Source organism: Acidimicrobiales bacterium (assembly GCA_035294085.1).
Classification (GTDB): Bacteria; Actinomycetota; Acidimicrobiia; order Acidimicrobiales; family Bog-793; genus DATGLP01.
This window is the reverse complement of sequence record DATGLP010000025.1, coordinates 1-26,406: the sequence shown is the minus strand read 5'-3', so window position 1 is coordinate 26,406 and position 26,406 is coordinate 1. Positions and strand designations below refer to the sequence as shown.

The 26,406-nt window shown below is 76.0% G+C and carries 23 protein-coding genes; 14 read left to right on the top strand and 9 right to left on the bottom strand.

The features are described 5' to 3' along the window. Positions 1–9 precede the first annotated feature (9 nt). From dapA to VKV23_08795, 5 genes are all read left to right on the top strand, one after another. On the top strand, positions 10–927 hold the full coding sequence (gene dapA, locus VKV23_08815; GenBank protein ID HLI16134.1) for a 4-hydroxy-tetrahydrodipicolinate synthase: 918 nt from the start codon (positions 10–12) through the stop codon (positions 925–927). Beyond that, positions 920–2,581 carry a ribonuclease J gene (locus tag VKV23_08810; GenBank protein HLI16133.1) on the top strand — a complete coding sequence of 554 codons (1,662 nt, stop codon included), beginning with the start codon at positions 920–922 and terminating at the stop codon, positions 2,579–2,581. The genes dapA and VKV23_08810 overlap by 8 nt, the downstream gene beginning before the upstream one ends. A 636-nt stretch (positions 2,582–3,217) precedes the next feature. Further along, complete coding sequence (locus VKV23_08805; GenBank protein HLI16132.1) at positions 3,218–5,617, top strand: DNA translocase FtsK; 2,400 nt, start codon at positions 3,218–3,220, stop codon at positions 5,615–5,617. Beyond that, complete coding sequence (locus VKV23_08800; protein ID HLI16131.1) at positions 5,618–6,928, top strand: hypothetical protein; 1,311 nt, start codon at positions 5,618–5,620, stop codon at positions 6,926–6,928. A 2-nt stretch (positions 6,929–6,930) separates the two neighbouring features. Next, positions 6,931–7,785, top strand: coding sequence for a hypothetical protein (locus VKV23_08795; protein ID HLI16130.1), 855 nt, complete (start codon positions 6,931–6,933; stop codon positions 7,783–7,785). A 60-nt stretch (positions 7,786–7,845) separates the two neighbouring features. On the opposite strand, the gene VKV23_08790 is transcribed toward VKV23_08795, so the two are convergent. Genes VKV23_08790 through VKV23_08775 form a run of 4 tightly spaced genes read right to left on the bottom strand, consistent with a single transcriptional unit; the run spans position 7,846 to position 11,090 of the window. Beyond that, on the bottom strand, positions 7,846–8,352 hold the full coding sequence (locus VKV23_08790) for an SUF system NifU family Fe-S cluster assembly protein (GenBank protein HLI16129.1): 507 nt from the start codon (positions 8,350–8,352) through the stop codon (positions 7,846–7,848). Between the two features lie 41 nt (positions 8,353–8,393). Continuing rightward, complete coding sequence (locus VKV23_08785) at positions 8,394–9,647, bottom strand: SufS family cysteine desulfurase (protein ID HLI16128.1); 1,254 nt, start codon at positions 9,645–9,647, stop codon at positions 8,394–8,396. Next, positions 9,647–10,429, bottom strand: coding sequence for a Fe-S cluster assembly ATPase SufC (gene sufC, locus VKV23_08780; GenBank protein ID HLI16127.1), 783 nt, complete (start codon positions 10,427–10,429; stop codon positions 9,647–9,649). The genes VKV23_08785 and sufC overlap by 1 nt, the downstream gene beginning before the upstream one ends. 52 nt (positions 10,430–10,481) lie before the next feature. Next, positions 10,482–11,090, bottom strand: coding sequence for an MBL fold metallo-hydrolase (locus VKV23_08775; protein HLI16126.1), 609 nt, complete (start codon positions 11,088–11,090; stop codon positions 10,482–10,484). A 186-nt stretch (positions 11,091–11,276) separates the two neighbouring features. On the opposite strand from VKV23_08775, the gene VKV23_08770 reads away from it, so the two are divergent. Then, positions 11,277–13,502 carry a fibronectin type III domain-containing protein gene (locus tag VKV23_08770; protein ID HLI16125.1) on the top strand — a complete coding sequence of 742 codons (2,226 nt, stop codon included), beginning with the start codon at positions 11,277–11,279 and terminating at the stop codon, positions 13,500–13,502. A gap of 206 nt (positions 13,503–13,708) precedes the next feature. On the opposite strand, the gene VKV23_08765 is transcribed toward VKV23_08770, so the two are convergent. After that, complete coding sequence (locus VKV23_08765) at positions 13,709–14,122, bottom strand: Fur family transcriptional regulator (protein ID HLI16124.1); 414 nt, start codon at positions 14,120–14,122, stop codon at positions 13,709–13,711. A gap of 154 nt (positions 14,123–14,276) precedes the next feature. Between VKV23_08765 and VKV23_08760 the strand changes: the two genes are divergently transcribed. The 4 genes from VKV23_08760 to VKV23_08745 are packed head-to-tail and all read left to right on the top strand — an operon-like array spanning position 14,277 to position 17,835. Then, positions 14,277–15,212: a zinc ABC transporter substrate-binding protein gene (locus tag VKV23_08760; protein HLI16123.1), complete on the top strand. Its 936-nt coding sequence runs from the start codon at positions 14,277–14,279 to the stop codon at positions 15,210–15,212. Further along, entirely contained in the window at positions 15,209–16,078 is an 870-nt protein-coding gene (locus tag VKV23_08755) for a metal ABC transporter ATP-binding protein (protein ID HLI16122.1), read from the top strand. Before VKV23_08760 ends, VKV23_08755 begins: the two co-directional genes overlap by 4 nt. Further along, entirely contained in the window at positions 16,075–16,968 is an 894-nt protein-coding gene (locus tag VKV23_08750; GenBank protein ID HLI16121.1) for an iron chelate uptake ABC transporter family permease subunit, read from the top strand. Before VKV23_08755 ends, VKV23_08750 begins: the two co-directional genes overlap by 4 nt. A gap of 3 nt (positions 16,969–16,971) precedes the next feature. Beyond that, positions 16,972–17,835 (top strand): metal ABC transporter permease, encoded by an 864-nt coding sequence (locus VKV23_08745; GenBank protein HLI16120.1) that lies wholly within the window; start codon positions 16,972–16,974, stop codon positions 17,833–17,835. Here the strand turns inward: VKV23_08745 and VKV23_08740 are convergent. From VKV23_08740 to aceE, 4 genes are read right to left on the bottom strand one after another with little or no spacing between them, the layout of a single operon-like run. After that, on the bottom strand, positions 17,819–18,526 hold the full coding sequence (locus tag VKV23_08740) for a hypothetical protein (protein HLI16119.1): 708 nt from the start codon (positions 18,524–18,526) through the stop codon (positions 17,819–17,821). The two genes, VKV23_08745 and VKV23_08740, sit on opposite strands and share 17 nt — an antisense overlap. Then, the gene (thiE, locus tag VKV23_08735) at positions 18,523–19,179 is read right to left on the bottom strand and encodes a thiamine phosphate synthase (protein HLI16118.1); all 657 of its coding nucleotides are present in this window, start codon (positions 19,177–19,179) and stop codon (positions 18,523–18,525) included. The genes VKV23_08740 and thiE overlap by 4 nt, the downstream gene beginning before the upstream one ends. Next, positions 19,176–19,766, bottom strand: coding sequence for an HhH-GPD-type base excision DNA repair protein (locus VKV23_08730; protein HLI16117.1), 591 nt, complete (start codon positions 19,764–19,766; stop codon positions 19,176–19,178). Before VKV23_08730 ends, thiE begins: the two co-directional genes overlap by 4 nt. A 24-nt stretch (positions 19,767–19,790) precedes the next feature. Further along, a complete protein-coding gene (aceE, locus tag VKV23_08725; protein ID HLI16116.1) occupies positions 19,791–22,514 on the bottom strand; it encodes a pyruvate dehydrogenase (acetyl-transferring), homodimeric type in 2,724 nt (907 codons plus the stop codon). 79 nt (positions 22,515–22,593) lie between these two features. Between aceE and VKV23_08720 the strand changes: the two genes are divergently transcribed. The 4 genes from VKV23_08720 to cysC are packed head-to-tail and all read left to right on the top strand — an operon-like array spanning position 22,594 to position 25,883. Further along, the gene (locus tag VKV23_08720; GenBank protein HLI16115.1) at positions 22,594–23,100 is read left to right on the top strand and encodes a ribonuclease H; all 507 of its coding nucleotides are present in this window, start codon (positions 22,594–22,596) and stop codon (positions 23,098–23,100) included. A gap of 52 nt (positions 23,101–23,152) precedes the next feature. Beyond that, complete coding sequence (gene cysD / locus VKV23_08715) at positions 23,153–24,067, top strand: sulfate adenylyltransferase subunit CysD (protein ID HLI16114.1); 915 nt, start codon at positions 23,153–23,155, stop codon at positions 24,065–24,067. Continuing rightward, complete coding sequence (locus VKV23_08710; protein HLI16113.1) at positions 24,067–25,320, top strand: GTP-binding protein; 1,254 nt, start codon at positions 24,067–24,069, stop codon at positions 25,318–25,320. Before cysD ends, VKV23_08710 begins: the two co-directional genes overlap by 1 nt. Continuing rightward, positions 25,320–25,883, top strand: coding sequence for an adenylyl-sulfate kinase (cysC, locus tag VKV23_08705; protein ID HLI16112.1), 564 nt, complete (start codon positions 25,320–25,322; stop codon positions 25,881–25,883). The genes VKV23_08710 and cysC overlap by 1 nt, the downstream gene beginning before the upstream one ends. Positions 25,884–26,406: the final 523 nt, after the last annotated feature.

Below are 26,406 nucleotides of genomic sequence, written 5' to 3'. Positions count from 1 at the left end.
GTTCGGGCGATGTCGCCCGCCGCACCCCGCTTCGGCGCCGTCGTCACCGCGATGGCGACGCCGTTTCGCGAGGACGGCTCCCTCGACCTCGAGGGGGCGGTGCGCCTGGCCCGCCACCTCGTCGAGCACGGCAGCGACGCGCTCGTCGTCACCGGCTCGACCGGCGAGGTCTCCACCCTCGCGGACGGCGAGCGCATCGAGCTGTGGCGCGCGGTGGCGGCCGCGGTGCCCGTCCCGGTGCTCGCCGGGTCGACCTCGAACGACACAGCGCACTCGATCGAGCTCACCCGGGAGGCGCAGGCCGCCGGCGCGGCCGGCATCCTCGCCGTCTGCCCCTACTACAACCGGCCGTCCCAGGCCGGCCTCGAGGTGCACTTCCGCGCCGTCGCCGAGGCGACGAGCCTGCCCGTCGTCCTCTACGACATCCCCGTGCGCACGGGGCGCAAGATCGCGGGCGCGACCATCCTCCGGCTGGCGCGCGAGGTCCCGAACGTCGTCGCTCTCAAGGACGCGGCCGGGGACCCTGCGGCGACCGCCCGCGTGCTCGCCGGCGCCCCGGCCGGCTTCGAGTGCTACTCGGGCGACGACGCGATGACGCTGCCGCTCCTCGCCATCGGCGCGGTCGGCCTGATCGGCGTGGCCACGCACTGGTGCGGGCGGGAGTGCGGCGAGGCGATCGCGCGCTTTCGCGCCGGCGACCTCGACGGCGCGCTCGAGGTGTGGCGCGCCCTGCTCGACAGCTTCGCCTTCGAGTCGAGCGAGGACGCACCGAACCCGGTGCCGCTCAAGGCGATGCTGCGCGTCCTCGGGCTCCCCGCCGGTCCCTGCCGCGCCCCGCTCGGCCCCACGCCGAGCGGCCTCGAGGACGAGGCGAAGGACGTGCTCGCCCGCCTCGACGCCTGGCGCAGGGAGCGGGGCGTTGGCTGAGCCGGTCCGCATCGCCTTCCTCGGCGGCCTCGGCGAGATCGGCCGGAACTGCGCGGTCTTCGAGCAGGGGGGCCGCCTCCTCGTCCTCGACTGCGGTGTCCTCTTCCCCGACCCCGAGACCCTCGGCGTGGACCTCGTCCTCCCCGACTTCTCCTACCTGCGCGAGCACGCCGCGCGCCTCGAGGGGGTCGTCCTCACCCACGGCCACGAGGACCACATCGGGGGGCTGAGCTTCCTGCTGCGCGACGTCGACGTCCCCGTCTTCGGCTCGGCGCTCAGCCTCGGCCTCGCCCGCCTGCGCCTCGAGGAGGCCCGGCTCGCCGGCGACGCCCGCCTCGTCGAGGTGCGCGACGGCGAGCGGCGCCGCATCGGGCCGTTCGACCTCGAGTTCATCCCCGTCACCCACTCGGTGCCGCACGGCTTCGCCGTCGCGCTGCGCACGCCCCAGGGCGTGATCCTGCACTCGGGGGACTTCAAGCTCGACCTCACCCCGGTCGACGGCCGGCGCACGGACCTCGCCCGCATCGGCGCGCTCGCCGACGGGGAGGGGATCCGCCTGCTCCTGTCGGACTCGACGAACGCCGAGGAGCCCGGCTTCACCCGGAGCGAGCGCAGCGTCGGCGAGAGCCTGCGGGAGATCTTCGCCGCGCACCGCGGCGCTCGGATCGTCGTCGCCTGCTTCGCCTCGCACCTGCACCGCATCCAGCAGCTCGTCGACGCCGCCGTGGCGACCGGGCGCCGGGTCGCCCCGCTCGGCCGGTCGATGGTGCGCAACCTCGCCCTCGGCCGCGAGCTCGGCCTGCTCTCGCTCCCCGAGGCCGCCGTCGTCGACGTCGCCGAGGTGGAGGCGCTCGCGCCCGGCGAGGTCTGCGTGCTCTCGACGGGGTCCCAGGGCGAGCCGATGTCGGCGCTCGCCCTGCTCGCGGCCGGCGAGAGCCGGCACCTGGCCATCCGCGAGGGCGACGTCGTCGTCCTGTCGAGCCACGCCATCCCGGGCAACGAGTGGGCGGTCGCGAAGGTGATGGACGGCCTCGCGCGCCGGGGCGCCGAGGTCGTGCACTCGGGGATCGCCCACGTGCACGAGAGCGGCCACGCCCGGCGCGGCGAGCTCGCCACCCTGCTCGCGATCGCCCGGCCGCAGGCGTTCATCCCCGTCCACGGCGAGTACCGCCACCTCCTCGCGCACGCCCGCCTCGCCGTCGAGATGGGCGTCGACGCGACCGAGGTGCTCGTCTGCGAGGACGGCGACGCCGTCGTGCTGCGCGACGGCGCGCTCGAGCGCGACGGGCGGGTGCCGGCCGGCCACGTCTACGTCGACGGGATCCTCGGGGACGTGAGCCAGGGCGTGCTCCTCGACCGGCGGGTGCTCGCCGAGGAGGGCGTCGTCGTCGCCGTGCTCGTCGTCGACCCCCGCTCCGGGGAGCTCGTGAGCGGGCCCGAGGTCATCACCCGCGGCTGGGTGCACCCCGAGGAGGCCGAGGCCCTCCTCGACGAGGCACGCGCCGCCGTGCACAAGGCGATCGCCGAGGTGGTGGCCGGCGGCGCCTGGGACCTCGAGAGCCTCCGGCGGGTCACCCGCCGCGCCGTCGGACGGCTCGTCAACGAGCGGACGCGGCGCCGGCCGATGATCGTCCCGGTCGTGCTCGAGGCCTGACGCGCCGGCGGGTGCGGCGCGGGTCGCGCAGCGGGGCCGCACGATCCAGCACGGTCCAGCAGTCCTCCTCGGCGCGGTCCTGGCCGCGCCGCGAGCTCGCGCTGCGGTCGCAGCTCGACCGGCTGGCCCACCGGCGAGGCGCGTGCGCACGTCGGCGGTGCAGGTCGCCTGCTTCGCCGGCTGGTCGGCCGCGCGTCGACGGCGAGCCCGCAGGCGGGCGCGCCGCTCGGGAACGGCGCGACGCTGCGGCCGCTTCGGGGCCGGCGCAGGAACGGGCGGTGCAGCGTGGCCCGATCGTCGAGGCGGCCTGGCCCTTCGGCGCCGCGACCGCCCGCTCGCTGGCGTCGCCATTCGGCCGATGCGGACCGCCGGCAGCGCCCCGACGGCGCCGATCCCTCGGGGCGGTCGCCGCGGGAGCGCGAGGGTCACGGCGCGACGCACCGAACGACCACCCGGCGCGCGCCCGATGGTCCGGGGCTGCGGCGCACGAGCGCCGAGGGGCACGCGCCGGCACGTCCCGCTCCCGGGCGGCGCGCCCTCGGCGAGGCGCGGCGGCTCGCTGCCCGAGCGACGAGGCGGGCGCGTCGGCCACCGTCCAGGGCGCGGCCGGTTGCGGGTGTTAGCGTTGTTCACGCTGTGGCTGGTGCGAAAGCAGCGTCCGCAACGAGGAGCCGGGCACCGGCCCGCACGCGCCCGGCGCGGCCGGCGGGGCCGTCGAGCCACCGGGCGCGCCGGCGGCGGAGCGACCGCGCCGCCGCCCTCCGCCGCCTCGGCGCCTTCGTCGCCCGCCAGCCCGACGAGGTCTGGGGCTGGTCGTTCCTCGTCCTCGGGGTCCTCGGCGTCCTCGGCCTCTACCTCGACCTGCTCGGGCCGGCCGGACGGGCGCTTCGTGCCGGCGGCGCGGCCGCGCTCGGCTGGGGGGCCGACGTCGTGCCGCCGGGCCTCGCGGCCGGCGGCGTCTCCCTCGTCACCGGGCGTGCCCGGCGAGGCGCTCCCGGCGTCCTCGCGTCCCTCGCCGTGCTCGCCGGCGCGGCCTGCGGCCTCGCCGACCTCGGCGGCGGCCTGCCTCGCGCCTCGGCGCCGGCGCGCGTGCTCGGCGGCGCCGGGGGCGTCCTGGGGAGCGGGATCGGCGGCGGGCTGCACGCGCTCGTGGGCAGCGCGGGCGCCGCGGTCGTCCTCGCGGCGCTCGCCGTCGCGGCCGCCTGCGCGCTGTGCTCGGTCCGGCTGCGCAGCGTGCTCGGGGCGCTCGGGCGGGCCGCCGTCGCGGCGATCCGGTCGGCGCGGCGCGCGTGGGGCGCGTCGCCCGGCGCGGCGCCCCGTCCCCCGGCCGATCCGGCCGGCGAGGCGCCGGTCCCGCTCGTCGACTGGGCGCTCGAGGAGGCGGCCGGCACCCAGGCTGCGCCGGACGGCGACGGCGCCGGCGCGAGCGACCGACCCGAGGCCCTCGAGGAGGCGGGCACCACCTCCGAGCCGGCGGCTGCGCACCCGGCGCCTGCCGCGGACGGCGCGCCGGCGGCAACCGAGCAGCTCGGCCTCGGCGTCGTGCCGCCCCCGAGCCCGTGGCGGCTGCCGCCGGCGAGGCTGCTGCGCCGCAGCAGAGAGCAGGGAACCGACGCGCGCGAGGTCGAGGAGCGCGGCCGGGTGCTCGAGCGCGCCCTCGCCGCCCACGGCGTGGAGACCCGGCTCACCGGGTTCACCGTCGGGCCGACGGTGACGCGCTTCGAGCTCGAGCTCGGCGCGGGCGTCAAGGTGGCGCGCGTCACGAGTCTGGCGAAGGACATCGCCTACGCGATGGCGTCGCCCGACGTCCGGATCCTCGCTCCCATCCCCGGGCGCTCGGCGATCGGCGTCGAGGTGCCGAACCGGACGCGCCAGCTCGTCACGCTCGGCGACGTGCTCGCCTCGAGCGAGGCGCGCCACGCCCGGCACCCGCTCGAGGTCGCCCTCGGGCGCGACATTTCCGGACGCGCCGTGTTCGTGAACCTCGCCGAGATGCCCCACCTCCTCATCGCCGGCGCCACGGGCGCGGGCAAGTCCTCCTGCATCAACTCGCTCGTCACCTCGATCCTCATGCGCGCGACGCCCGAGCAGGTCCGCCTCATCCTCGTCGACCCCAAGCGCGTCGAGCTCGGCCAGTACAACGGGCTGCCGCACCTGCTCACGCCGGTCGTCGTGAACCCCAAGCGCGCGGCGAACGCGCTGGCGTGGGCCGTCGCCGAGATGGAGCGCCGCTACGACCTGCTCGCCGAGGCGGGCATGCGCGACATCACCGGCTACAACGCCGCGCTGGCGCGAGGCGACTTCGCCGAGGGCCCCTTCGACGCGCCCACGGACGCGAGCGCCGAGCGCGGCGCCTCGCGCCTCGCGCCCCTGCCGTACGTGCTCGTCGTCGTCGACGAGCTGAACGACCTCATGATGGTGGCAGCCCGCGACGTCGAGGAGTCGATCTGCCGCATCGCCCAGATGGCGCGCGCCGTCGGCATCCACCTCGTCATCGCCACCCAGCGGCCCTCGGTCGACGTCATCACCGGCGTGATCAAGGCGAACGTGCCCTCCCGCCTGGCCTTCTCGGTCTCCTCGCTCGCCGACTCGCGCGTCATCCTCGACCAGCCGGGCGCGGAGCGCCTCGTGGGCCGCGGCGACCTGCTCCTGCTGACCGCCTCCTCGAGCGTGCCCCGGCGGATCCAGGGTCCGTGGGTGTCCGAGGAGGAGGTGCGGGCCGTCGTCGGGCACTGGCGCCGACAGGCCGCCCCCTGCTACGTGGACGGCGTCGTCGGCGACGACGCGGAGGGCGCGCCGGGGGCGGTGGGCGCGGGCGAGGACGACGACGAGCTGCTGGCGCAGGCCATGGAGCTCGTGGTCCGCTCGCAGCTAGGCTCCACCTCCATGCTGCAGCGCAAGCTCCGGGTGGGCTTCGCACGGGCGGGACGGCTGATGGACCTCCTCGAGCGCCGCGGCGTCGTCGGTCCCTCGGAGGGCTCGAAGGCTCGTGCCGTCCTCATGACGCCCGAAGAGCTCGACCAGCTCCCGCGCTGAGTGGCCGCACCCGCCGCCGAGCACGGACGGCCCGCTGGGCCCAGCCTCGACCTCGCGCGACGCCGCGCGCTCGCGCGGCGGCGCCGCAAGGCTCGCATCCGGCGCAACCGCCTCGTCGCCTCGCTCGGCTGCGCCGGCCTCGGCGCGGCCGTGTTCGCCGTCGTCGGAGGCGGGGCCTCGTCGGGTGGCAGGGCCGCGGCGCCGTTCGCCTCGCTCACGGCCGAGGTGCCTGCCTTCGTGCGGGTTCCGGGCCGTCCAGCGCGCCTGCCCTGGCCGGCCAGGGGAGAGGGCGCCGTCGCCGTGCTCGGCACCGGCCTCGTCGCCGCCTCGCCGCGCTCGTCCCCGGTCCCGATCGCGTCGATGACGAAGATGATGACCGCCTACGTCGTCCTCGCCGACCACCCCCTCGCGCCCGGCGAGCAGGGCCCCCGGCTGCGGATGACGGGCGCGGACGTCGCCGCGTACGTGCGGGCCTCGCAGAGCGGCGAGAGCAACGTCCCCGTGCGCGCCGGCGAGGTGCTGAGCGAGTACCAGCTGCTCGAGGCGCTGCTCGTCCCCTCGGCCGACAACGTCGCCGACCTGCTCGCCCGCTGGGACGCGGGCTCGCTCGGCGCCTTCGTCCGGCGCATGAACGCGACCGCCCACGCCCTCGGACTTCGCCACACCCGCTACGCCGACGCGAGCGGCGTCGACCCGCGCTCGCAGTCCACCGCCGCGGACCAGGCCCTCCTCGCGGCGCGCCTCATGGAGAGCCCGGTCGTGCGCTCGATCGTCTCGCGTCCCTCGGCCCGCTTCCCGGTCGCGGGGACCATCTGGAACTACAACCCCGCGCTCGGCACCGACGGGATCGTCGGGGTGAAGTCGGGCTACACCTCGGCGGCCCAGGCGTGCCTCGCGGTGGCCGCCTGGCGCCGCGTCGGCACGCGTACCGCTCTCGTCGTCGCGGTGACGACCGGCCAGCCCGACGGGCTCGCCGGCGCGGCGCGCGTCGATCGTCAGCTCCTCGACGCGACGGTGCCGAGGCTCAGGCTGTTCGACCCGCTGCGCACGACGTCGGTCGTCGGGAGCGTCAGCCTGCCGGGGAGCAGCGCCGCCGCGCCGCTGCGGCCCACCCGTCCGATCGTGCTCGTGGCCTGGCCGGGGCTCGTGCTGCGCGAGCGCCTCGTCCCCGCGTCGGGGACGTCCGCCGAGCGGTCCGGGCCGCTCGGCTACCTCGAGGTGCTCGCCGGCGGCAGCGTCGTCGGGCGTGCGCCGCTCCGGGCGGTCGCGCCGGCAGGCGGGAGCCTGCCGGGCTCGAGCACGCCGGGCTAGCCGTGCGCGCCCGCTGCCCGGCGTCGAGCGCCAACCTCGGCCCGGGCTTCGACGCCCTCGCCCTCGCCCTCGCCCTGTACGTCGAGGTCGAGGTGCGTCCGGCCGCGTCGTTCGCGATCAGCTGCGAGGGCGAGGGGGCCGAGCTGGCCTCCGACGCCTCCCACCTCGCCGCGCAGGTCGCCACCGCGGTCGCCGGCCACGACCGCCTGGAGATCCTCGTGCGCTCGCAGATCCCGGTCGCCCGGGGCCTCGGCTCCTCGGCGGCCGTCGCGGCCGCCGCCGCAGCCGCCGCCGGGGCGGCGGACCCTCTGGCGCTCGCCGCCGCCCGGGACGGCCACGCCGAGAACGCCGCGGCGTCGGTGCTCGGCGGGCTCGTCGCGGCCGCCCTCGTCGACGGCCGCGCCCTCGCGCGCCGCCTCCCGCTCGATCCCGGCCTCGCCTTCACCGTCCTCGTCCCGGACCGGACCCTCGCCACCGCCGCGGCGCGCGCCGTGCTGCCCGAGACCGTCCGCCTCGCCGACGCCGCCTTCAACCTCGGGCGTGCCGGCCTCCTCCTCGCCGGGTTCGCGGACCGCAGCGCGCTCGTCCCGGAGGCGGGCGAGGATCGCCTCCACCAGGCAGCGCGCGCCGCGCTCTTCCCCGAGGCCGACGAGCTGCTCGCCAGGTTGCGCGAGGGCGGAGCCGTCCTCGCCTGCTGGTCGGGGGCCGGCCCGAGCCTGCTCGGCGTGTGCACGTCGCGCGCTGCGGCCGAGCGGGCCCGGGAGGCCGGCGCCGCGGCGCTCGAGGCCTCGGGGGTGGCCGGTCGCGCCCTCGTCCTCGAGCCCGACCTCGCCGGGCTCGTCGTCGAGGCGACCTAGCTCCGAGGCGACCGAGCTCCGAGGCGACCGATCCCCGAGGCGACCGATCCCCGAGGCAACCTAGCGACGTCCGCTCGCCTCGGACCGCTCCTCGGCCTCGGCCTCGTCGAGGCCCTGCGCGAGCGTGTTCCACGACAGCGTGGCGCACTTGATGCGCACCGGGAACTTGACGACGCCCTGGAGCGCGGCGAGCTCGCCGAGCTCGTCGGGGTCGATCGCCGCCGGCTCCTCGGCGCCCTCCTGCTCGCCGCCGATCGCCGCCTCGTGGATCGACATCATCGCCTTGAACGACCGCACGAGCCGGCGCGCCTCCTCGACGCGCTTTCCCTTCACGGCCACCGACATCATCGAGGCAGACGACTGGCTGATGGAGCAGCCCTGGCCGGCGATGCGCAGGTCCCGGACGGTGCCGTCGGCGACGTCGAGGAAGACGACGACCTCGTCGCCGCAGAGGGGGTTGAATCCCTCGACCCGGCGTGCCGGCGGGCTGGGCAGCTCGCCCCGGTTCCGTGGGGAGCGGTAGTGGTCGAGGATGATCTCGCGGTAGAGGTCTTCGAGGCCTGTCATCGCGGTCCGTGTCGCCTCCGGTCCTGGGTCGTCTCGCGCCGCTAGGCGAACAGCGCCCGCACCGAGGCGAGCGCCTCGACGAGCGCGTCGACGTCGTCGGTGTCGTTGTAGAGGTAGAGGGAGGCGCGCGTCGTCGCCGCGACGCCGAGGTGTCGCATGAGCGGCTTCGCGCAGTGGTGCCCGGCGCGCACGCACACGCCGTGCTCGTCGAGGACCTGGGCGACGTCGTGGGGGTGGACGTCGCCGAAGGCGAACGAGACGACGCCGAGGCGCCGGGACGGGTCGGGCCCGGGGCCGAAGATCCGCACCTCGGGGTGCTCGCCGAGCCGCTCGAGGAGGTAGGCGGTGAGGGCGGCCTCGTGGGCGTCGACGCGCTCGAGACCGACGGCCGAGAGGTAGTCGATCGCCGCCTCGAGCCCGATCGCCTCGGCGATCGGGGGGGTGCCCGCCTCGAACTTCCAGGGCAGCTCGTTCGGCGAGAAGCCGTCGAGGCGCACGTCCCGGATCATCTCGCCGCCGCCGAGGAAGGGGGGCATCGCCTCGAGCAGCTCCTCGCGCCCCCACAGGACGCCGATGCCGGTCGGACCGAGCATCTTGTGGGCCGTGAAGCCGAAGAAGTCGACCCCGAGCGCCTGCACGTCGACGTGCCGGTGCGGGGCGAGCTGCGCCCCGTCGGCGAGGACGAGGGCGCCCGCGGCGCGAGCCGCGGCGACGACGGGGGCGAGGTCGGTGAGCGTCCCGAGCACGTTCGAGGCGGCCGTGAGCGCCACGAGGCGGGCGCCGTCGACGAGGCGCTCGAGGTCGGCGTAGTCGAGGCGGTAGTCGGGGCCGAGGCGCAGGAAGCGGAGCTCGACGCCGCGCTCCTCGGCGACCATGAGCCAGGGGACGAAGTTGGCGTGGTGCTCGATCTCGCTCAGCACGATGGCGTCGCCGCGCCGGAGGTTGCGCCGGCCCCAGGCGTAGGCGACGAGGTTGATCGCCTCCGTGACGTTCTTCGTGAAGACGACCTCGCGCTCTGGGTGCGGCGCGTTGATGAAGCGGCCCGCCTTCACCCGCGCCGCCTCGTAGCGGCGCGTCGCCTCCTCGGCGATGCCGTAGACGCCACGGTGGACGTTGGCGTGCGTCGTCTGGTAGTAGGCGTCCATCGCCTCGAGCACGCAGCGGGGCCGCTGCGAGGAGGCGGCCGAGTCGAGGTAGACGAGGCGGCGGGCGCGCTCGCGGCTCAGGAGGGGGAAGTCCCGCCGCAGGCTCGCGACGTCGAGCGGCGCCGGCTTCGTGGCCGGGCTCGCGCCCATCAGCGGAACGCCTCGTAGCCCTCGGCCTCGAGGCGCGCCGCGAGCTCGCGCCCGCCGCTCGCCACGATGCGGCCGCCCGCGAGCACGTGCACGGCGTCCGGCTCGAGCTCGTCGAGGATGCGCCGGTAGTGGGTGACGACGAGGACGCCGAGGTGGGGCCGGGCCCGGCGCACCTCCTCGACGCCGCGCGCGACGGCCCGCAGTCCGTCGACGTCGAGGCCCGAGTCGGTCTCGTCGAGGATGGCGAGCTCCGGTTCGAGCAGCGCCATCTGGAGGATCTCGTTGCGCTTCTTCTCCCCGCCGGAGAAGCCGGCGTTCAGCTGGCGCTCGGCGAAGGCGGGGTCCATCCCGAGGCGCTCGAGCCACTCGCGCAGGTGCACCCGGATCTCGAGGACGGAGACCTCGCTCGCGCGCCGGGCCGCGACCGCCTGGCGGAGGAACTGGGGGATCGGCACCCCCGGGATCTCCTCGGGGTACTGGAAGGCGAGGAACATCCCGAGCTTGGCCCGCGCGTCGGGGGCGAGGTAGGTGACGTCGTCGCCGTTGAAGCGCACCCGCCCGGCGGTGACGGTGTACGCGGGGTTGCCGAGGAGGACGTTGGCGAGCGTCGACTTGCCCGAGCCGTTCGGCCCCATGATGGCGTGCAGCTCGCCGCGCCCGACGGCGAGGTCGACGCCGCGCAGGATCTCGACGCCCTCCGCGCTCGCGTGGAGCCCCTCCACCGAGAGCAGTGGCGCCGCGTCGCCTCGGTCCGCGCCGGTCACGTCGGCTCTGCCGCCCACGGCCCCATGCTAGTGCCGCCCGGACATTTCCACTACCGCAGTAGTGGAAATGTCACCAGCCGCGGGCAACCCACTCCTCGAGGTGCGGCCGCTCGCGGCCGATCGTCGTGTCCTCGCCGTGCCCGGGCATGACGATCGTCTCGGGCCCGAAGCGAGCGAACAGGCGGCGGTCGATCGACTCGATGATCTGGCCGAAGTCCGCCTCGGGGCCCGCGGTGGCGCCCGGACCCCCGGGGAAGAGCGTGTCGCCCGTGAGCAGGACCGGCGAGCCCTCGAGCGCGAAGCACATCGAGCCGGGCGTGTGGCCGGGCGTGGCGATCGTGCGCAGGCGGAGGCGGCCGACGGCGAGCACCGCGTCGTCCTCGAGCACGAGGTCGTAGGAGGGGAGCCGGGCAGCGTCCGCGGCGGCCACCGCGACCTCGTAGCCCGCGTCGCGAAGCTGCGGCACGGCCTGGATGTGGTCCCAGTGGCCGTGGGTCTCGACGACGGCGCGCACCCCGAGCGCGCGGCACACCTCGAGGAGGCGGCCGTGCTCGTTCGCCGCGTCGACGAGGAGCGCCTCGCCCGTCGCCTTGCACCGCACGACGAGCACGTTGTTGTCGAGCGGCCCGACGACGAAGCGGTGGATGGCGACCTGGGCGTCCTCGTAGTGGAGGGACACGCCGCAGCCTACCCGGGCGGGCCCGCCACGCCGTCGGGCGCGCCGCCGTCCGCGCCGCTGAACACGATTTGTAGCCTCAGGCTGCGTAGTGCATCTACATTTCGTAGAGACGTCGGGGCGCGACGCCGGCGCCCCGACGTCCAGTCGCACGGCGCCAGGGCGTGGCGGACCCCGGCGGAGGCACCGGTGGGGGGTCGCATGGCGCGAGGCCGCAGCCGCAGGGGGCTCCTGCTCGTCCTGGCGTCCTGGATCGCCGGGACGGGCCTCGCCTGCGTCGCGCCCGGCGCAGGCGCCTCGGGCGGGGACTACCTCGTCGTCGCGGGCAACGGCGCCACGACGCCGCTCGCGAGCGCGACCGGCTCGGGCGCGCTCGGCACCGGCCTCAGCCAGCCGGGCGCGGTGACAGCCGACCCGTCGGGGAACCTCGTCGTCGCCGACACCGGGAACTCGCTCGTCGAGGTCGTCGCCGAGAGCCCGACGAACCCTGGCTACCTGCTGCCCGCCGGGACGACCTGGACGCCCGGCGACGTCTACCTCCTCGCCGGGGGCGGCTCACAGGCGCCCTCGGCGGCCGGCACCGTGGCGAGCGCCACCCGCCTCGCCGCGCCGGGCGCGCTCGCCGTCGACGCGGCCGGCGACGTGCTCGTCGCCGACACCGGCGACCACGAGGTCGAGGTGCTCGCCGAGAGCGCCACGAACCCCGGCTACCTCGTGCCGGGGGGCGCCTGGGTGCGCGGCGAGCTGTACGTCGTGGCGGGCGGCGGCTCGACGGCGCTCGGCGCGACGCCGGTCGTCGCCACCGCGGCGCGCCTCGTGGCGCCCGCCGGCCTGGCGATCGACGCGTCCGGCGACGTCGTCATCAGCGACGGCGGGACGAACCTCGTCTCGGTGCTCGCCCTCGGCGCGAGCGACCCGGGCTACCCCGTTGCCGGCGGGAGCTGGACGCCCGGCGACCTCTACCTCCTCGCCGGCTCCGGTGCCGCGACGCCGACGCTGGCGGGCGCCCCGGCGCGCTCGGTCGCCCTCAGCCATCCCGAGGGGGTGGCGGTCGACCCGGCCGGCGACGTCCTCGTCGCCGACACCGACGACGGCGCGATCGAGGTCCTCGCCGTCTCGGCGGCGGACCCCGGCTACGTCCTCGGGTCCGGCGCGACCTGGACGCCGGGCGACCTCTACGTCCTCGCCGGGGCGGGGTCGAGCGCGCCGAGCCCGGGCGGCTCGCCGGCGGCCGCCACGCTCCTCAACCTCCCCCAGGGCGTCGGCGTCGACCCCGAGGGCGACGTCCTCGTCGCCGACACCGACGACGGCGAGATCGAGGTGCTCGCCGTCTCGGCGGCGAACCCCGGCTACGTCCTCGGGCCCGGCGCGACCTGGACGCCGGGCGAGTGCTACGTCGTGGTGGGCGGCGGCTCGGCGGCGCCGAGCCCCGCCGGCAGCCCGGCCGGCGCCGTCGCTCTGCGCCAGCCGGACTCGCTCGCCGGCCTCGCCTCCGGGGCGGTGGCCGTCGCCGACACCGGTCGCTATCTCGTCGAGCTGCTCCTCCTGCCGCCCTCGGCGCCGCCGCTCACCTCGTCGTCGGCGGGGGACGCCTCGGCGGCCCTCGCCTGGGACGCGCCGGCGCGCGACGGCGGGAGCGCGCCGACCGGCTACCTCGTGCGCGCGACGCCGGCCGGCTCGGGCACGCCCGCCGTGACCGAGGACCTCCCCGCGACGGCGCGGGCGGCCACGATCGGCGGCCTCGTCGACGGCGTGAGCTACCTCGTCTCGGTGGCGGCGACGAACGCGGCGGGGACCGGCCCGCCGGCGGGCGCGCGCGTCGTGCCCGAGGCCCCGCCGACCCCGGGCTCGGCTGGCCCCCCGGGAGCGGGGGCGTCTTCGGGCGCCGCGGGGCCCCCGGGCGCGGGCGGACCGCCCTCGGCGGGCTCGGCGCCGGCGCCGGGCGTCGCTCGCTCCGGCGCGCCCGGCGAGCGGCGCCCGAGGCCCACGGTGCGCGTCGGCGCCCCCGTGCTCGAGGCGGCGGGCCGCCTCCTCGGACCGCAGCTGCGCTGCGAGGGCGCGACGTGCCGAGGCGCCGTCGAGGTGACCTTCGAGCGGCGCGTCCGGGTGCGCCTCGGCGCGGCGACGACCGAGGCGCTCGAGACGACGGTCGTCGCCGAGGCGCGCTTCGCGCTGGCCCCCGGCGCCACGCGCCGCGTCGGCCTGCGCCTCACCGCTGCCGGCCGGCGCCTCCTGCGGGGCCGACGGCGGGTCGTCGCGACCGAGACGGTCGTCGTGCGCGGCGGTCGACGCGCCGTCCGGCGCGTCCTGCTCGTGGCGCGCCCGCGCCGGGCTCCCCGGGGTTCCGCCCGCCGGCGGCACGATCTCGGTATCCTGGGCGCACCAGAGAAAGGAGGTGGTCCAACTGAGCGGTGAACGATCGGGGACCCTGGAGGTGGCTGGCCGCTAGGCGGCTCGCTGGACCACCTGGTGAGGCCAAACCAGACACCCCCGGCGCGCTCGACCGGGAGCTCGTCCCCCCCGGTGCAGCTCGGGCCGCCGGGCCTTTCAGCGAAGAACGGTGCGAGGCACCGGGTCGAGGGGCGCCGCGGGCGCCCCTCGACCGCGTCCGGCCCTCGGGCTCAGGCGCTCGCGCACGCCGGGCAGGTGCCGACGACCTCGACGGTGTGGTGGATGTCCACGAAGCCGTGCGCTCCGGCGACGCGCGCCGCCCAGCGCTCCACCTCCGGCCCCTCGACCTCGACGGTCCGCCCGCACGAGCGGCACAGCAGGTGGTGGTGGTGCGCACCCGTGCGGCAGCGACGGTAGAGGGTCTCGCCCTCGCTGGCGCGCAGCACGTCGACCTCGCCGGCCTCGGCGAGGATGCGCAGCTGGTTGTAGACGGTGGTGAGGCCGACGCGCTCGCCGCGGGCCCGCAGCTCGGCGAAGAGGTCCTGGGCCGAGCGGAACGAGTCGGAGGAGGCGAGGACCGCGGCGAGGGCGCGCTTCTGGCGCGTCGAGCGCTCCGCGGCCGGCGCCCTCGTGGCTGCGCTCACCGGTCCCTGCCCTCCGTCATGTCCGAGCTCCTACTTGCAACCGATGCCGTTATCGTTTAGCGTCGTTACCTGCAACGACTGCAGGAAAGCCTAGGCGATCGGGTCGCCGCGCGCCGCCCGGCGCCCCGCGGCCCTCGGCGGGAGGTGGTGGCCGGTGGGAGGCGGGACGGCCCGGGTCGCGGGCCTCGCCGGCCTCGCCGCGGTCGTCGTCGCCGCCCCGCTCGCCCTCGTCGCCGCCTCGGCGCCGGCGCCGGCGCCGCCTCGGGGGGTCGTCGAGGTCGTCGCGGCCGAGAACTTCTGGGGGAGCATCGCCGCCCAGGTGGGCGGTCGCCGGGTGCGCGTGGCGAGCATCGTCGCGAGGCCGGGCGCGGACCCGCACGACTACGAGCCGACCGCTGCCGACGCCCGCGCCGTGGCCGAGGCCCGGCTCGTCATCGTGAACGGCCTCGGCTACGACGTCTGGGCGTCGCAGCTCGTGGCGGCGAGCGGGACGCACCCGGTCGTGCTCGACGTAGGCTCGCTCCTCGGCCTGCGCCCGGGCGCCAACCCCCACCGCTGGTACGACCCGGGGGACGTCCGGCGGGTCGCGGCGGCGATCGCCACCGACCTGTCGAGGGTCGACCCGGGAGCCGCCGGCGCCTTCCAGGAAGGCGCGCGCCGCTTCGAGTCGGTCGATCTGCGCGGCGTCGACGCCCTGCTCGCCGAGATCCGCGCCCGCTTCGCCGGGACGCCCGTCGGCGCCTCGGAGTCGATCTTCTCCCTGCTCGCCCCGGCCCTCGGCCTGCGCGTCCTCACGCCGGCGAGCTTCCTTCGAGCGGTGAGCGAGGGAGCCGAGCCGAGCCCGGCCGACCAGGCGACGATCGCCGCGCAGATCGCGCGCCGGGAGATCGCCGTCTACGTCTACAACACCCAGAACGAGATCCCCGTCGTCCAGCGCCAGCTTGACGCCTGTCGGCGCGCCGGCATCCCGACCGTGCCGATCACCGAGACGCTCGTGCCGCCCTCGGCCACCTACCAGGCCTGGCAGGCTCGCCAGCTCCGGGCGCTGCTCGCGGCGCTCGAGGCGGCACGGGCGAGGTCCACCCGGTGAGCGCCGGGGCGCCGGGCGGCGCGGCACGGGACGCGCCGGTCGTCTCGCTTCGCGCCGTCGAGGCGCGCGTCGGCGGCGCTCGGGTCTGGAGCGGCGTCGACCTCGCGGTCGCGCCCGGCGAGCTCGTCGCGGTGCTCGGGCCGAACGGTGCCGGCAAGTCGACCCTCCTCAAGGTCATCCTCGGCCTCGTCGCGCCGGCCGCCGGGACCGTCGAGGTGCTCGGCGGCCCGCCGGCAGCGGCCCGCCGGTCGATCGGCTACCTGCCGCAGCGGCGCACCTTCGAAGCCGGCCTGCCGGTGCGCGGCGTCGACCTCGTGCGCCTCGGGCTCGACGGCGACCGCTACGGCGTGCCCCTCCCCGGCCTGGCGCGCCTCTCGGCGCGCGCCCGGCGTGCCGCGGCGCGCGTCGCGGCGGCGGTCGAGCGCGTCGGGGCGAGCGCCTACGCCGGGCGACCGATCGGGCAGCTCTCGGGCGGCGAGCAGCAGCGCCTCCTCATCGCCCAGGCACTCGTGCGCGAGCCGCGGCTCCTCCTGCTCGACGAGCCGCTCGACGGCCTCGACCTGCCGAACCAGTCGGCGATCGCCGCCCTCCTCGGCTCGATCTGCGAGGCCGGGGACGTGACGGTGCTCATCGTGGCGCACGACATCAACCCGATCCTGCCCTTCCTCGACCGCGTCGTCTACCTGGCCCGGGGCGCCGCGGCCTCGGGCCGCCCCGAGGAGGTGGTCACGAGCGCCACGCTGAGCCGCCTGTTCGGCGCGCCGATCGAGGTGCTCCGGGCGAGCGACGGCCGCCTCGTCGTCGTCGGCGAGCCCGAGCCCCCCGCGCTCCACGTCGATCGCCACGCGCACGGCCCGAGGCCATGAGCGCGCCCGCCGCCGTGCCGGCGGCCCGCCTCTCGCTCGACGTCCTCGTCGACGTGCGCGAGCTCGTCGCCTACCCGTTCATGGTGCACGCCCTCGAGGCGGGGACGATCGTGGCGGTCACGGCGGGCGTCGTCGGCTGGTTCATGGTGCTGCGGCGCCAGGCCTTCGCCGGCCACACCCTCGCCGTCGTGGGCTTCCCGGGCGCCGCAGGCGCCGCCTACCTCGGCCTCCCCCTCGGCGTCGGCTACTTCGGCGCGTGCGTCGCCGCCGCGCTCGCGATCGCGCCGGCGCGCCAGCGCGCCCGGTGGCGCGGCGACGAGCCCGCGCTCATCGGCACCCTCCAGGCCTTCGCGCTCGCCGCGGGGGTCGTCTTCGTCGGCCTCTACCACGGCTTCCTCGGCGGGGTCACGGCGCTCCTGTTCGGGAGCTTCCTCGGCGTGACGAGCGCCGAGGTCCTCGCCCTCGGCGCGGTGGGCGCGGCCAGCCTCGCGCTCCTGGCCGCGATCGGCCGGCCGCTGTGGTTCGCCAGCCTCGACGAGGCGGTCGCGGCCGCTCGCGGCGTCTCGGTCCGCCTCCTCGGCGCCGCCTACCTCGTCGTCCTCGGGGCCACCGTCGCCGAGGTGAGCCAGGTCACCGGCTCCCTCCTCGTCTTCGCCCTCCTCGTCATGCCGGCGGCCGCCGCCCAGCGCCTGAGCGCCCGCCCAGCGGTGGGGCTCGCGCTGAGCGTCGGGATCGGCCTCGCCGTCACCTGGCTCGGCCTCGCCGCGGCGTTCTTCTCCGCCTACCCGGCCGGCTTCTTCCTCACGAGCTTCGGCTTCGGCGCCTACCTCGCCGCCCTCGCCGCCGCGCACGCGCGCTCGCGCCGAGCGGGCGCCGAGGCCCGGGCCTAGCCGATGGCCGCGGCGCGCGTCCCCGGGCTCGTCGCGAGCCTCGTGCTCGAGCCCGCCGTCCTCCACGCCCTCCTCGCCGGCACCCTCGTCGCCGTGGCGAGCGGCTTCGTCGGCTACCTGCTCGTGCTGCGGGCCCAGGTCTTCACCGGCGACGCCCTCGGCCACGTCGGCTTCACCGGCGCGCTCGCGGCCGCCGCGACGGGCGTCGACCTGCGCCTCGGGCTGTTCGCCGCCTGCGCGGCGGTCGCCGTCGTCCTCGGCCTCCTCGAGCGCTACGGCCGGCCCGACGACGTCGTCATCGGGACCGTGCTCTCCTACGTCCTCGGCCTCGGGACGCTCTTCCTCGCGCTCTACACGAGCGCGCGCTCCGCCTCGGGCGGCGCGACCGGCGTGAGCGTGCTCTTCGGCTCCCTCCTCGGCCTCTCGCTCGCCCAGGCCGCGCTGGCGGCGGGCGTCGGCGCGGCGGTGTGCGTCCTCCTGCTCGCGATCGCCCGCCCGCTCGTGTTCGCGAGCCTCGACGAGGCGGTGGCGCTCAGCCGCGGGGTGCCGGTGCGCACGCTCGGGCTCGTCTTCCTCCTCCTCGTCGGGGTGACGGCCGCGGAGGCGACCCAGGCGGTCGGCGCGCTGCTCCTCCTCGGCCTGCTCGCCGCGCCCGCCGGCGCGGCGAGCAGGCTGTGCGTGCGGCCCTTCGCCGCGCTGTGGTGCTCGGCCGCCCTGGCGCTCGGCGCGACCTGGGGGGGGCTCGCGCTCGCCGAGGCGGTGCCGGTCCTGCCGCCGAGCTTCGCCATCCTGGCCGTCGCCACCGCCTCCTACCTCGCCGCCCGGCTCCGGGCGCGCCGGCGAGCGGCGCTCAGCTCAAGATGTTGACCGCGCGCGACACGACGAGCGCGACGGTGAGGAGCGAGGCGAGGGCCTGGCCCATCATGAGCGCCTTCGCCCAGGCGCTGAGCGGCATCGTGTCGGTCGGGCTGAAGGCCGTCGCGTTCGTGAACGAGGTGTACAGGTAGTCGAGGAAGCCCGGCGACCAGCCCGGGCGCGTCGCACCCGGCGTCGACATCTGGGGGAAGAGGAAGTCCGGCGGGCCGTGGCGCTGGCGCAGGCGCGCCGCGGGGCCGCCGCGGTCGAGCTCCCAGAACCACAGGGCGAAGACGATGACGTTCGTGAGCCAGATCGGCACGGAGGCGAGGACGAGGGCACGTCCCGACGCCCTCGGGTCGTAGAGGAGGGCGTTGACGAGCTCGCCGAGGCTGACGAGGTTCGCCGCGTTCACGAGGGCGATGAGGACGATCGCGACCGCCCGGAAGCGCGCCACCTCGCGCGTCTCGTGGCGCGGGTTGGCGACGAGGAGGACCACCTCGAGGGCGCCCGCCAGCGCCGGGATGAGCCAGCGCGGCCCGAGCCCGGCGGTCAGCCGGTTCGGCAGCACGAGGTAGAGGGCGATGGCGACGGCGATGGCGAGCGACGCGGGCCAGCGCGGCTCGGCGCGCGAGGCGAAGCCCCAGGCCGCGTCGGCGCGCTCGGCCGACGGCGAGCGGTCCGCGGCCATCGGCGCCGTCATCGGCCCTGCGTCGCCGCCGCGATCGCCTCGGCGAGGCGCGCCGCCGCGGCGCGGGGGTCGCTCGCCTCGGTGAGGTAGCGGACGACGACGAAGGCGCGCGCCCCGGCGCGCGCGAGCTCGGGGATGGTCTCGGGGGTCACGCCGCCGGTCACGAAGCAGGCGAGGCCCGCCTCGGCGGCGACGCTCGTCGCCGCGGTGACGTAGCCGACGCCGGTCCCCGGCCGCCCCGGCTTCGTCGGCGTCGGCACGACGGGGCCGGCGGAGAGGTAGTCGATCGGCTCGTCGAGCGCGACGGCGAGCTCCTCGGGCGCGTGCGTGGACAGGCCGACGAGGCGGTCCGGACCGAGGATCCGCCGCGCGAGGCTCGGCGGCGCGTCGTCCTGGCCGAGGTGCACGCCGTCGGCCTCGGCCTCGAGGGCGAGGTCCGGTCGGTCGTTGAGGAGGAAGGGCACGCCCGCCTCGCCGCAGATCTCGCGCGCGAGGCGCGCCCGCTCGAGGAGCGGGCGCGCCTCGAGGTCCTTCTCGCGCAGCTGGACCACGTCGACGCCCCCGGCGATGCACGCCTTGAGGAACGGGCCGAGGTCGGGACGATCGGGGGTGCACAGGTAGAGGGAGCGCCCGCTGAGCGCGCCCGCCCGGCTTGCGGCGCTCACCGCGCCGGCGCGCGCGTGCCCGGCCGCCGGGCCGCCGCCTTCAGCTCGCGCTTTCGCGCCCGGACGCGCGCGAGGGCCTCGGGCGAGTCGACGTCCGCGACCGAGGCGAAGGCGTCGGGCTCGCCGTAGGGGGCGGCGGCTGCTCGCCAGCCGGGCGGGCGGACGTCGAAGCGCTTGGCGAGGAGCGCGACGAGGATGCGGGCCTTCTGCTCGCCGAAGCCGGGGAGCGACGCGAGGCGCGTCGCGAGCTCGTCGCCGCTCCGGGCGCTGCGCCAGATCGCCGAGGCGTCGCCGCCCCAGTCGCGCACCACGAGGCGGGCGAGCTCCTGGACGCGTGCCGCCATCGCCGCCGGGAAGCGGTGGAGCGCCGGGCGCGCCTGGAAGGCCGCCGCGAGCGCGGCGGGGTCCATCGCCGCCACCGCCGCCGGGTCGAGCTCGCCGCCGAGTCGCGCCCGCAGCGCCGCGGGTGCGGAGAAGGCCCGCTCCATCGGGACCTGCTGGTCGAGCACCATCGCCACGAGGAGGGCGAAGGGGTCCGTGTTGACGAGGCCGTCCACCTCCTCGTCCCCGGTGACGTAGAGGGGCATGGCCCGAAGCGTAACCCCGGCCGGCTAGCAGGTCCGCGGGTCGGGCGCGTCCGGGTCGATCCCGTAGGCGGCGATGGCCCTCGCGACGTCGGCGGCCTTCGCCTGGCCGAGGCCGGCGAGGGCGTCGAGGACCGCCACCACGAGGTGCTCGGCATCCACCTCGAAGTGGCGGCGCAGCGCCTCGCGGGTGTCGGAGCGGCCGAAGCCGTCGGTGCCGAGCGAGGTGTAGTAGGCGGGCACGAAGCGGGCGATCTGGTCGGGGACGGCCTTCATGAAGTCCGTGACCGCGACGATGGGCCCGTGCGCCTGGGCGAGCGCCCGCGTGACGTAGGGGACGCGGGGGCTGTCGCCCGGGTGGAGGCGGTTCCAGCGCTCGACCTCGAGGGCGTCCTCGCGCAGCGCCTTGTAGCTCGTGACCGACCACAGCTCGGCCGAGACGTTCCAGTCCTCGGCGAGCAGCTCGCGCGCCCGAGCCGCCGCCTGCCACGCGGTGCCGGAGAAGAGGATCGTGGCCGACGCCGCGTCGGCGGACCTCGTCGGCGCCGGGCCGGCGAAGCGGTAGAGGCCGCGGATGGCGCCGTCTCGCACCCGCTCGCCGTCGGCGCCCTCGGGTAGCGCGGGCATCGGGTAGTTCTCGTTGTACAAGGTGAGGTAGTAGACGACGTCGGCGGGGTTCGGGCCGTACATCTCGGCGATGCCGTGCTCGACGATGGCCGCCACCTCGTAGGCGAAGGCCGGGTCGTAGGCGCGCACGGTCGGCACCGCCGAGGCGAGCAGGAGCGACTGGCCGTCCTCGTGCTGGAGGCCCTCGCCGCTCATCGTCGTGCGGCCGGCGGTGCACCCGAGGAGGAAGCCGCGCCCGCGCGCGTCGGCGCACTGCCAGATCTGGTCGCCGATGCGCTGGAAGCCGAACATGGAGTAGAAGAGGAAGAAGGGGAGCATCGGCTGCGACCAGGTGGCGTAGGAGGTGGCGCCGGCGAGGAAGCTCGCCATCGCGCCCGCCTCGGTGATCCCCTCCTCGAGGATCTGGCCGTCCTCGGCCTCGGCGTAGGACAGGAGGAGGCCGGCGTCCACCGACGTGTAGCGCTGGCCGCCGTGCGCGTAGATCTTCACCTCCGAGAAGAGGGCGTCGAGGCCGAAGGTGCGCCCCTCGTCGGGGACGATCGGGACGACGAAGCGGCCGACGTTCGGGTCGCGCAGCAGGTTGCGCAGCAGGCGGGCGAACGCCATGGTCGTCGAGACGGCCTGGCCGCGCGAGCCGCCCGAGAACTCGGCGAAGGCGGCCGGGTCCGGCGCCGGGAGCCCCTCGCGCCCCTTCGCGCGCACGACGCGCTTCGGCAACGACCCGCCGAGGACGCGCTGGCGCGACGTGAGGTACTCGTGGGCCGGCGAGCCGGCCGGCGGTCGGTAGTAGGGGGGGTCGTCCGCCTCGAGCGCCTCGTCGGGGATCTCCTCGCGCAGGTTGAGCCGGTCCCTGAGCGCCCGCAGCTGCTCGTGGGTCATCTTCTTGATCTGGTGGGTGGCGTTGCGGCTCTCGATCTCGGGGCCGAGCTTCCACCCCTTCACGGTCTTGGCGAGGATCGCTGTCGGCGTGCCGACGTGCTCGGTCGCCGCCTTGTAGGCGGCGTAGAGCTTGCGGTAGTCGTGGCCGCCGCGCGGCAGCGCCTGGAGCTCCTCGTCCGAGAGGTGCTCGACGAGGGCGCGCAGGCGCGGGTCGGGCCCGAAGAAGTGCTCGCGGATGTAGGCGCCCGACTCCGTCGCGTACTTCTGGAAGTCCCCGTCGGGCGTGGTGTTCATCTTGTTGACGAGCACCCCGTCGACGTCGCGCGCGAGGAGCTCGTCCCAGCGCGACCCCCAGATCACCTTGATGACGTTCCAGCCGCTGCCGCGCAGCTCGGCCTCGAGCTCCTGGATGATCTTGCCGCTCCCGCGCACCGGCCCGTCGAGGCGCTGGAGGTTGCAGTTCACGACGAAGATGAGGTTGTCGAGCTGCTCGCGCGCCGCGAGGGCGAGGCCGGCGCGCGTCTCGGGCTCGTCGAACTCGCCGTCGCCGACGAAGCACCACACCCGGGACCCGCTCGTGTCGACGATGCGCCGGTGCAGGAGGTAGCGGTTGAAGCGTGCCTGGTAGATCGCGGCGAGCGGCCCGAGCCCCATCGAGACGGTGGGGAACTCCCAGAAGTCGGGCATGAGGCGCGGGTGGGGGTAGCTCGAGAGCCCCCCGCCGCCGACCTCGAAGCGGAAGCGGTCGAGGTCCTCCTCGTCGAGGCGGCCCTCGACGAAGGCCCGGGCGTAGATGCCCGGCGAGGCGTGCCCCTGGAAGAAGACCTGGTCGCCTGCCGCCCCGTGGTCCTTGCCGCGGAAGAAGTGGTTGAAGCCGACCTCGTAGAGCGCGGCGCTGCTCGCGTAGGTCGAGAGGTGCCCGCCGATCCCCGGGTAGCGGGCGTTCGCCCGCGTCACCATGACGGCCGCGTTCCAGCGGATGTAGGCGCGGATGCGGCGCTCCATCTGCTCGTCGCCGGGGAACCACGGCTCGGCGCTCGCGGGGATCGAGTTGATGTAGGGCGTCGAGACCGTCGCGGGGAAGTTCACCTGCGCCTCGCGGGCCGCTTCGAGCAGCTTCATGAGGAGGAACTGGGCGCGGGCCTTGCCTCGGGTCTCCACGACCGACCGGAACGAGTCGAGCCACTCGGCGGTCTCGCCCGGGTCGATGTCGGGGAGCTGGTGGGAGAAGCCGTCGAAGATCACGCCCACAGTCTTACGTGCGCGGCGGGCTCTGGGTCGTCCGGGGCGGGCGCGCCGGGCCCGCGTCCGCCAGACTGGTCGCGTGCCCGAGCCCCTGGTCGTGTTCACCGACGGGGCGTGCCTCGGCAACCCCGGCCCGGGCGGCTGGGCCTGGGCGCTGTCGCCGGCGGACTGGGCGAGCGGGTGCGAGCGGTCGACGACGAACCAGCGCATGGAGCTCACGGCGGTCCTCGAGGCGCTGGCGGCGAACCCGGGCCCGCTCGAGGTCGTGAGCGACTCCGCCTACGTCGTCAACTGCTTTCGCGACGGCTGGTGGGTCGCCTGGCGCGCCCGGGGCTGGCGCAACGCGCGGCGCGAGCCCGTGGCGAACCAGGACCTGTGGGTCCCGCTCGTGGAGGAGGTGGTGGACCGCCGGGGCGGACAGGTCGGCTTCCGCTGGGTGAGGGGCCACGCGGGCGACGAGCTCAACGAGCTCGTCGACCGCCTGGCCAACGAGGCGGCGCGCCGTCAGCGCGCGGCCGCGGCCGGCCGGGGGCTCGCCGGCACCGCCACGAGCCGCAGGCCGAACCCTGAGGATGCCGAATCCTGACCGACTCCTCACCGAATCCTGACGAAATCCTGACTAGCATTGTCGGAGTTTTATGCCGTACCAGCTCACGCACCTCGACGCGCTCGAGTCCGAGGCGCTCCACATCATCCGGGAGGTCGTCGCGGAGTTCGAGCGGCCCGCGCTCCTCTTCTCGGGCGGCAAGGACTCCGCCGTGCTCGCGCACCTCGCGGCGAAGGCGTGCTGGCCCCAGCCGATCCCGTTCCCGGTCCTCCACGTCGACACGGGCCACAACTTCGAGGAGGTGCTCGCCTTTCGCGACCGGCGCGTCGCCGAGCTCGGGGTGCGCCTCGTCGTCGCGTCCGTCCAGGAGGCGATCGACGCGGGCGAGGTGGCGGAAGAGGGCGGCCCGGGCACCTCGCGCAACCGGCTGCAGACCCACGTCCTGCTCGGCGCGATCGAGCGCAACGGCTTCGACGCCGTCTTCGGCGGCGGCCGGCGGGACGAGGAGAAGGCGCGGGCCAAGGAGCGGGTCTTCTCGCTGCGCGACGAGTTCGGCCAGTGGGATCCCCGGGCCCAGCGCCCGGAGCTGTGGAACCTCTACAACGGACGGCACCGGCCGGGGGAGCACCTGCGCGTCTTCCCCCTCTCGAACTGGACCGAGCTCGACGTCTGGCAGTACATCGCGCGCGAGGGGATCGAGGTCCCCTCGATCTACTTCGCGCACCGGCGCGAGGTGTTCCGGCGCGACGGGATGCTGCTCGCCGTCGGCCCGTACCTCGCGCCGCGCGACGGCGTCGAGGACGAGCGGCCCTTCGTCGCCACCGTGCGCTACCGCACGGTCGGCGACATGACCTGCACGGCCGCGGTCGAGTCGGGCGCGACGACGCCCGAGGAGGTGATCGCCGAGATCGCGACGACCCGCATCTCCGAGCGCGGCGCCACGCGCGCGGACGACCGCTTCTCGGAGGCGGCGATGGAGGACCGCAAGCGGGAGGGCTACTTCTAGTGGAGCTCCTGCGCCTGGCGACGGCCGGCTCGGTGGACGACGGCAAGTCGACGCTCATCGGGCGGCTGCTCTACGACTCCAAGCAGGTCTTCGAGGACCAGCTCGAGGCGGTCGAACGCACGAGCCTGGCTCGCGGCGACGACTACGTCGACCTCGCGCTGCTGACCGACGGGCTGCGCGCCGAGCGGGAGCAGGGCATCACGATCGACGTCGCCTACCGCTACTTCGCCACGCCGCGGCGCAAGTTCATCCTCGCCGACACCCCCGGCCACGTGCAGCACACGCGCAACATGGTCACCGGGGCCTCGACGGCCGACCTCGTCGTCGTCCTCGTCGACGCCCGCAACGGCATCACCGAGCAGACCCGCCGCCACGCCTTCATCGCCTCGCTGCTTCGCGTCCCGCACCTCGTCATCTGCGTCAACAAGATGGATCTCGTCGGCTACGAGCAGCGCCGCTTCGAGGAGATCCGGCGCGAGTTCGAGGACTTCGCGACGCGCCTCGAGGTCGCCGACCTCGCGTTCATCCCCATCTCCGCGCTCCACGGCGACAACGTCGTCGAGCGGTCCGCCGAGATGGCGTGGTTCCGTGGCCCGCCGCTGCTCACCCACCTCGAGGAGGTGCACATCGCCTCGGACCGCAACCTGATCGACGTGCGCTTCCCCGTCCAGTGGGTGGTGCGCCCGCGCTCGCACGAGCTGCACGACTACCGCGGCTACGCCGGGCAGGTCGCTGGCGGCGTCCTCGAGGTCGGCGACGAGGTGCTCGTCCTGCCCTCGGGGTTCACGACGACGATCGAGGCGATCGAGACCGCGGACGGCCCCGTCGCGCAGGCCTTCCCGCCCATGTCGGTCGTCGTCCGCCTCGCCGACGAGCTCGACGTCACCCGCGGCGACCTGCTGTGCCGGCCGCACAACCGGCCGACGGTCGGCCAGGACCTCTCTGCGATGGTGTGCTGGATGAGCGAGGCGCCGCTGCGGCCGGGGACGAAGCTCGCGCTGAAGCACACGACGCGCTGGGCGCGCGCCCTCGTCCGGGAGCTGCACTACCGTCTCGACGTGAACACGCTGCACCGAGACCGCGCCGCCGGAGCGCTCGGCCTCAACGACATCGGCCGCGTCGACCTGCGCACGACGGTGCCGATCTTCTACGACGAGTACCGGCGCAACCGTGCGACGGGCAGCTTCATCCTGGTCGACGAGGCCACGAACGCCACCGTCGGAGCTGGGATGCTGCTCCGGCCGCCAGCCTGATGCGCGCCGCCTCCCCTCGCCGTCCCGGCGCCACCGTGTGGCTCACCGGGCTGTCGGGGTCGGGCAAGTCGAGCATCGCGGCCGCGCTCGCCGACCTCCTCGCGCTGGCGGGGGTGCCCCACTACCTCCTCGACGGCGACGAGCTGCGGGAGGGCCTCAACTCGGACCTCGGCTTCGGGGCGAGGGACCGGGAGGAGAACGTCCGGCGCGCCGGCGAGGTGGCGCTCCTGTTCGCTCGCGCCGGTCAGCTCGCGATCGTCAGCCTCATCAGCCCCTACGCGGCGGGACGCAAGGCCGTGCGCGCCCGCCACGACGAGGCCGGGGTCGCCTTCCTCGAGGTCTACGTCGCCACGCCGCTCTCCGTCTGCGAGGCGCGTGACCCCAAGGGCCTGTACGCGCGGGCCCGGGCCGGGGAGATCCCCGCCTTCACCGGCGTCTCCGACCCCTACGAGCCACCGGAGGCGCCCGAGCTCGTGCTCCGCACCGAGGGGCGGACCGCGGCCGACTCGGCCCGCGACGTCCTCGCCCTGCTCTCCTCGCGGCGCCTCCTCGCCATCTCGTAAGGTCCTGCCCGAGCTGGTGGCAGCCGTGCCCGTCGGGCGCGCGCCGCGCCCGTCGTCTCCTCGGGGCGCACGACCGTGCAGGCCGTCACCGTCGGCACGTCGACGGCGAAGACGACGTGCGTGGCTCCCCTCGTGTGGCCGTGGGCGAACACGAGGCCGAGCGGGGCGGCGACGACGACGTAGGGCGAGGAGGGCCGAGCGCACCACGCGCCGCGAGGGCCCGAGGCTGCGCACGCTCGCGAGCAGGCCGATGACAGGGGGACTGCACGCCGCCCCGGCCGCGAGCGGGGCGCCGCCCCGCATGGTGGCGCGCCGCGCCGGTGCAGGGCGAGGTTGCACCGGCGGCAGGCCTCGCAACGGCACGAACTCGCAGGCTCGGGAGGAGGCCTCCAGCTTCGACTGGGCCGGTGGTGCCAGGACGTCGGTCGGTCACACCTCCCCGCCGATGTCGGTCGTCGGGTCCCCAGCTCCTGGCTCTCGCACCGTGCTCCTCGCCCGAGAGCTGCGCGGGACGGGCTCGCCA